The organism is Glaciimonas sp. Gout2 (assembly GCF_035018905.1).
In the GTDB taxonomy this organism is placed as follows: Bacteria; Pseudomonadota; Gammaproteobacteria; order Burkholderiales; family Burkholderiaceae_D; genus Glaciimonas.
The window spans coordinates 540,543-548,064 of sequence record NZ_JASJXA010000001.1 but is presented as its reverse complement, the minus strand read 5'-3'; the positions used below and the strand labels follow the sequence as shown (position 1 = coordinate 548,064).

Here is a 7,522-nt window from a genome sequence, read left to right as displayed (position 1 = left end):
AATGAGCGGTCACGATGCGCCAGAATGGTCGGTCACGATAGACCAGAATCGGTGGTCACGATCGGCCAGAATACCCAACTAAACTTTCCCTGCCAACAATAAACATTCGCCAGCGCTAACATTTAAAAGTGATAAGCCGCCCGGATTACAGCGAAATTTGCACCGCTATTGGGCTCCTTAATTCCACCATTAGAAAAATGCTGCAATTTCAGACCAAGGTCCAGACCATTGCTAAAGACATAGCCGACGCCAATGTGGTCACCGAACTCAAATGCTGTAGAAAAGCGACGGCTATTGTTATCGTATAAATGCGACATCAAATGCACGCCAATGCCAGCTTCGGCATAAGTACCTTTTTTATCATCTGCCTGAAAACGGAATACTGGGGTGAACCCGATATCTGTCATTTTTCTTTGCTGACCAGGTGCGTTCTGATACTGATTTTCCCGAAATTCAGTCAAACTCAAGTCCCAGTAACCGCCGATATGCGTGCCGTTTGATTGCCACCACTTGGTTCCCCAATCCCATTGAGTTGCCGCACGGACAAATTGGCTTTTGTTCCCAGTACCAACCTCGAGCGAAGCAGAGTCAGGTGTGTAATTGATTGCATAGGCCGCCTGTACACCAGCTAATAAGCATCCGATTGTAAGGATTTTGAAACCTATTCGTTTTTTATGCATAAAGACTTTCGACAAAGAAATATAAGAGGCAGGTAATGATCTACTAGGATGAGGCAAAATTAAATGGCGGGATGCGCTGCTAAATAATAGTTCAAAATCGAAATTTTTGCAGAATAAGTGATTATGTAGGCTCTTCAAAATACACGTCAATATTTAAAGTCATGGCGCGATCCTGAAGTGGCTTATTGCAGCCTGCACCAACGTATTTTAACGATGGATAGCGTTGCATCTTGCTATTGAAATACGGTATGCCGACAAATCTAAATGTGTAGAATTATCTATCAAGCGGACAAATCGTCATACCGGATTTGAAGACCTGATATGTAAAGTACGTCCCGAATTAATTTACATCAATCAATTAATCTCAACGCAGCTAAGCCACCAGCGAGGGCGTTGATCACTTCACCACCTGTAGATATGCTTCCGCTAGATTAACCCAGTAACTTGCCCCAATAGGGAGCAATTCGTCGTTGAAGTCATAGCTGGCATTGTGTAAGTTGCAAGGGCCGAGTCCGTGACCGCCGTCGCGATGGTCGCCGGAGCCATTGCCGAGAAACACATAGCAGCCAGGCTTACTTTGCAACATGAAAGCAAAGTCTTCTGCTCCCATTGTCGGCTCAACCGTTGCATTAACGTTATCGGCACCAGACATCGACTGCATCACAGAGACGGCGAATGCCGTTTCTGTCGGATGATTGACTAGCGGTGGGTAATTACGGTGGAAGCGAAAGTCCACTTCAGCGCCAAATGCTGCGCCTGTGTGATGTGCAATATCACGCATCCGCTCCTCAATTAAATCGAGCACATCGACCGAAAATGTACGAACCGTCCCGATCAATGTAGCCTCATCTGGAATCACATTCGTGGCACTGCCCGAGTGTATTTGCGTGATTGAGAGGACTGCGGAGTCGTTCGGATTCACATTTCGGGCTACGATAGTTTGCCAGCTCTGAGCTATTTGTACGGCGATCATTACCGGGTCAACGCTCTTGTGCGGCTGCGCCGCGTGTGATCCTTTGCCTTTAATAATGACTTCAAACTCATTACTTGATGCCATCATTGGGCCGGGTGTTACACCGAATTTACCGGCGGGCATGCCGGGCCAGTTATGCATGCCAAATACCGCTTCCATAGGACATTGCACAAAAAGACCATCGTCAATCATGCGCTGTGCGCCAGCACCACCTTCTTCCGCTGGCTGAAAAATTAAGTAAACAGTGCCGTCAAAATCACCATGCAAAGATAAGTGCCGTGCGGCACCTAGCAGCATGGCGGTGTGGCCATCATGACCGCATGCGTGCATTTTCCCCTCATGTTGAGAGGCATGCGCGAAAGTATTTAATTCTTGTACCGGTAGTGCATCCATATCGGCGCGCAGACCGATCGCACGTTTACCGTTACCCTTTTTTAGAACACCAACTACGCCAGTAATACCCATTCCACGAATGACTGGTATGTGCCATTCTGTTAATTTTTCGGCGACTACGTCGGCTGTGCGTTGCTCTTTATAACAGAGCTCGGGATGGGCGTGTAAGTCGCGCCGGATAGCTTGAATTTCTGACTGAAACTGGATAATCGATTCGATCAACTTCATAGGTTTCTCCGCATTGTGGACATGGCATTGCCGCTACGACGGGCAATGCCTAAACCTAGATTAGAACATATAAAAAAGCCGGTACTTGCAAAGCAAGTGCCGGCCAGGTCTATTCCTACCAATGTCACAGAACTTTTATGACAACAGATTAATTTCAATAGTATGAAATTAACGTAACCGCAACTTGTAACGTGCTGCAAGCGTTGCGATCACACTGAGTATGGCGCCAGCAATGACATAGAAAGTCACGGCGAGCTTGTTTTCAGTCGCGGCAATTAACCAGGTGATTGTCATGCCTGCAAAACCGCCAAAAATCATCACGGCGATGTTATAGCAAAGTGACATACCGGTGCCCCGCGTCTGAACTGGAAAGATATCCGATAGCAGCGCAGGCATGGATGCAAAATACATCGTCATTAAAATGCCGATGATGCCTTGCACTAGAAGCAAATTTAAAAAGCTTGGATGCGTCGATAAATAAGAAAATAAAGGATAGGTAAGGACCACAAACAGAATGCTGCTTGTCAGCATAAAAGGTGTTCTACCGTATTTATCGGATAGATGACCAACCAACGGTGAGAAAAGCATCATGATCACCCCGGCCATGATCGTTGCACTAAATGATGCAGTCGATGTCATGCCAAGCTGTTTTACCGCATACGTAGGCATGTAAATGACCAGGTACACCGACACGGTTGCCATGATGACGCTGCCCGTACCGATTAGCAGACGTTCTTTTTGAAATGTCATAATGTCGCGCAATGGCGTACTGGTTGCGCTGGCGGCCGAGAACTCAGGCGACTCTTCCAGGTTTTTACGGATGTAATAGCCAGCCGGTCCGATGAGCAAACCGAACAGAAACGGCAGACGCCATCCCCATCCTTCTAATTGCTCAGTCGATAATTGCGAGGACAATACAGCACCGAAGCCCGCAGCCAATAAAATACTCAGGCCCTGGCTGGCAACTTGCCAACTGGAAAAAAATCCGCGTCGATGCGGCGCATGCTCAACCAGAAAAGCGGTGGAACTTCCGAATTCTCCACCTGCTGAGAATCCCTGAATGAGTCGGGCCAATACAATTCCGGCGGGTGCCCAAAGACCGATCGAGGCATAAGTTGGCATGACGGCGATCATCAATGTGCCGATCATCATTAGCATGATGGAAAACGTCAAAGCAGCCTTGCGTCCGACGCGATCCGAGTACGCGCCAAGTATCACCGCACCAAGAGGGCGCATAAAAAAAGAAACACCAAAGGTTGCAAATGTGATCAGTAACGATACCGTTTGGTTCTCTGTTGGGAAAAATAGTTTCGCAATCGTCACCGCAAATGCACTGTAAATTAGCACGTCAAACCACTCCAATGCATTCCCAATTGAGGAGGAAATGACGGCACGCCAAGTTTGCGGATGATGGTCCGGTATGAGGGATGCGGAGCTACTTTCTTTAATGATCATCGGGGGTTCCTATCGGATGGCTTGCGATTTGTGATTGTTAGCCGGTCAGTTCGGCATGTTGCGGGCGAAATCTTCTAAAGAAAGGTAAGATTCTTCATAGTTCAACGCAGCTGCATTGTCAAAGATAGTAAACCAGTTTGTATATATAGGCATGTAATTTGCATACGAATTTGTCGTCTTCTGTCTTCTCTGACCAATGTCATCGAACACGTTATCAAACATGCCATCGAACATTGGCGATCACCAAAGGAACTCTATGAATAGCACCGCCCCGATTTCAGCAGCATTGCTTCAGCCATCACCAGACGTCATGACGATGATCGAACGTCTGATTGCTTTTCCGACAGTTTCGCGAGATTCCAATTTAGGTTTAATTGAGTGGACCCGTGATTATTTGGCAGGGCTTGGCGTTACATCAAGGTTGACGTACGACTCGACAGGTAAGAAAGCAAATTTGTTTGCCACGTTAGGGCAGGGTAAAAAGCCCGGGCTGATTCTATCGGGGCACACAGATGTTGTGCCGGTCGAAGGCCAGGCTTGGGACACCGATCCTTTCAAGGCGACGATCAAAGATGGGTTGATTTATGGTCGCGGTTCAGCGGATATGAAGAGCTACATCGCCACCGCGCTCGCGCTCGCACCGAAATTTTTGGCAGCCGATATGGAAGCGCCATTGCATTTTGCTTTATCGTACGATGAGGAAGTTGGTTGCATCGGCGTGCAAGGCTTAATTAAGGATCTGCAAGAGCTAGGATTGAAACCGGCCGGTTGTATCGTTGGTGAGCCGACGTCAATGCAGCCGATCATCGCCCACAAAGGCACGAATCGATTCCGCTGCTGCATTACCGGGCGCGAAGCACATTCAAGTTACACAACGATGGGTGTGAACGCGATCGAATATGCCGCGCGTATCATTGTTTATATTCGACAGATGGCCGACCGCTTTGCACAACTTGAAACCCGTGATTATGGTTTTACGGTTCCTTATACAACGATGCAAACTGGTTTAATTCGAGGTGGACTTGCATCGAATATTGTTCCTAAGGAATGTGCTTTCGATTTTGAAGCGCGTACCATGCCGGGCGTTGATGCTGAGCGTTTGTACCAGGAAGTGCAAGATTTCGCCGCGAAGCTTCTGCCCGAAATGCAGCTGATTGAGCCGAATGCGAAGATTGCTTTCGAATGGCTGGCCTCCGCGCCAGGCTTGAATACCAAAGAGCATGACGCGATTGTACAACTGGCGGCTTCATTGTCGCGTAACCATACTACTGGTGCGGTCTCTTATGGGACTGAGGCTGGACTATTTCAGCGCGCAGGAATTCCAACGGTGGTGTGCGGTCCGGGCAACATAGAACAAGCGCATCGACCTAACGAGTTCGTCGCGTTGGAGCAGGTCGCCCAATGTGAAGCATTCATGCTGCGTTTATTGGACCCGATGCCTCAATTTCGTTGAAATAAAACGATAGATATTTGCGGCCAAGGGCCTTGTAGTATATCTAAAGGTTTTTACGTGTAGTTATAGTAGAAATTTTCATGTCGATGGATTAATTCTGATAAGTTATCTGTCGATAACTGCTAATGCGTTTAATAATAATTAAGTGGTAATTGAATATTAAATTAACGGTTTAAGTCGCTCCGAATTAATCCATTTTCACCCAAACGATCATGATCACAACTATTGTCCGTGCCGCTTGCCCGCACGATTGCCCCGACACCTGCGCATTGCTGGTGACCGTTCAGGACGGCGTTGCCACTGAAGTGCGCGGCGACCCTGATCACCCGAGTACCGCAGGCGTGCTTTGCACCAAGGTTTCACGCTACACCGAGCGGACTTATCACAAGGACCGATTACTCCACCCGATGAAGCGTGTGGGTGCCAAAGGTGAGGGCAAGTTCGTTCGCATTAGTTGGGATGAGGCATTGAATACTATCGCCACGCGTCTGGGTGCAATTGCCGCACGCGATCCGCAAGCGATACTGCCCTATAGTTACGCCGGGACCATGGGACTGGTGCAGAGTGAGTCGATGTCGATGCGATTTTTTAACCGAATCGGGGCTTCGCTATTGGACCGCACTATCTGCGCGGCGGCTGGTGGGGCCGGTTATAAATATACGATTGGCGCTCGCGTAGGAACAGATCTTGAGCAGTTTCAAAATGCCAAATTTATTGTAATTTGGGGTGGCAATCCGATCGCCTCCAATCTGCATCTATGGATGCGTGTGCAAGAAGCCAAACGTCATGGTGCGAAGCTCATTGCGATTGATCCCTATAGATCACTGACCGCGGAAAAATGTCACCAGCATATTGCTCTGCTGCCAGGAACCGATGCGGCTCTGGCGCTGGGCATGATGCATGTCTTGATTGGCGAGAATCTGCTGGATCATGATTACATTGCGCAACATACGATGGGCTTCGATCAATTGCAAGAGCGTGCTTTGGAATGGCCACCAGAAAGGGTTGCCGAGGTGTGCGGCATTACTGCGCAAGAGGTTATTCAGCTAGCGCGCGATTATGGAAGCGCTGCGCGCGCGGGCGATGGCGTGGCCATCCGTGTCAATTATGGCTTGCAGCGTGTTCGCGGTGGCGGGATGGCTGTGCGTAATATCGCTTGTCTGCCAGCGCTGGTAGGAGCCTGGCGTCACGCCGCTGGCGGAGTGCAATTATCGACATCCGATAGTTTCCCGAAGAACCTGCAAGCATTGCAACGTCCGGACCTTTTGAAACATCATAAGATGCGATTGCGGACGATCAACATGAGCACCATCGGAGATGATTTGCTGCGTGAAACGTCGGCCGATTTTGGCGCTAAAATTGAAGCGCTGATTGTCTACAACGCGAATCCGGTTGCGGTCGCGCCACAATCGGGAACGGTCGCCCAAGGCTTCGCGCGCGAGGATTTATTCACGGTAGTGTTGGAGCATTTTCAGACCGACACCGCCGATTACGCCGATATCCTCTTGCCCGCAACAACTCAACTTGAGCACGCTGACGTGCACTCGTCTTACGGCCATTTGTACATGCTGGCGAATAACCCTGCGATTGCGCCGTTAGGCGAGGCAAAGCCGAATACTGAAATATTTCGATTGCTGGCAGCACGCATGGGATTTGACGATGATTGTTTTAAAGAGTCAGATGATGCGATTGCTGCACAAGCTTTTGATCGTCGAAATGAACGCGCGATTCATTTTGACTGGGACGCGTTAAAGCAAAAGGGATGGCAAAAACTGAATGCGCCGGCTGCGCCATTTGCTAACGGTGGGTTCCAAACACCATCGGGTAAGTGTGAGTTCTTTAGTGCCAGTATGCTGGCGGATGGATTGGATCCATTGCCGACTTATATTGCACCTTACGAATCAGTCGCAAGTAATCCTGCATTGGCGGCTAAATATCCTTTAGCCATGATTTCGCCACCGGCACGAAATTTTTTGAACTCCAGTTTTGTAAATGTACAAAGTTTGCGTGATACCGAGGGTGAACCGCATCTCGATATGCATCCGGCCGACGCACTCCAGCGCGGGATAGCGACTGGCGACACGGTTCGTATTTACAACGATCGCGGCACCTTCGTCGCCAAAGTCAGGGTGACTGATAAGGCGCGAACGGGATTGGTCGTGGGCCTGTCTATCTGGTGGAAAAAATTTGCTCCCGACGGAAAAAATGCCAACGAAGTGACGAGTCAGCGCTTAACCGATATGGGACGAGCGCCTACTTTTTACGACGTATTGGTTGAAGTCGAGGCAATCTGAAGCGCTGGCGATGAGTTACTTTTAAGACGGTGATCGGCGGCGTTTT

The 7,522-nt window shown here is 49.0% G+C and carries 5 protein-coding genes; 2 read left to right on the top strand and 3 right to left on the bottom strand.

All coding sequences use genetic code 11. The features are described from left to right. Positions 1–122 precede the first annotated feature (122 nt). The 3 genes from QN379_RS02470 to QN379_RS02460 form a co-directional block, all read right to left on the bottom strand. Positions 123–680 carry an acyloxyacyl hydrolase gene (locus tag QN379_RS02470; RefSeq protein WP_322240375.1) on the bottom strand — a complete coding sequence of 186 codons (558 nt, stop codon included), beginning with the start codon at positions 678–680 and terminating at the stop codon, positions 123–125. Positions 681–1,077: 397 nt separating this feature from the next. Further along, a complete protein-coding gene (locus QN379_RS02465; protein WP_323505880.1) occupies positions 1,078–2,274 on the bottom strand; it encodes a M20 aminoacylase family protein in 1,197 nt (398 codons plus the stop codon). A 168-nt stretch (positions 2,275–2,442) separates the two neighbouring features. Continuing rightward, positions 2,443–3,729, bottom strand: coding sequence for an MFS transporter (locus QN379_RS02460; RefSeq protein ID WP_322235226.1), 1,287 nt, complete (start codon positions 3,727–3,729; stop codon positions 2,443–2,445). A 256-nt stretch (positions 3,730–3,985) separates the two neighbouring features. Here QN379_RS02460 and argE point away from each other — a divergent pair, with 256 nt between their 5' ends. Continuing rightward, a complete protein-coding gene (gene argE, locus QN379_RS02455) occupies positions 3,986–5,182 on the top strand; it encodes an acetylornithine deacetylase (RefSeq protein ID WP_323505879.1) in 1,197 nt (398 codons plus the stop codon). Between the two features lie 212 nt (positions 5,183–5,394). Then, positions 5,395–7,476, top strand: a complete 2,082-nt coding sequence (locus tag QN379_RS02450) for a molybdopterin oxidoreductase family protein (protein ID WP_323505878.1) — start codon at positions 5,395–5,397, stop codon at positions 7,474–7,476. Positions 7,477–7,522: the final 46 nt, after the last annotated feature.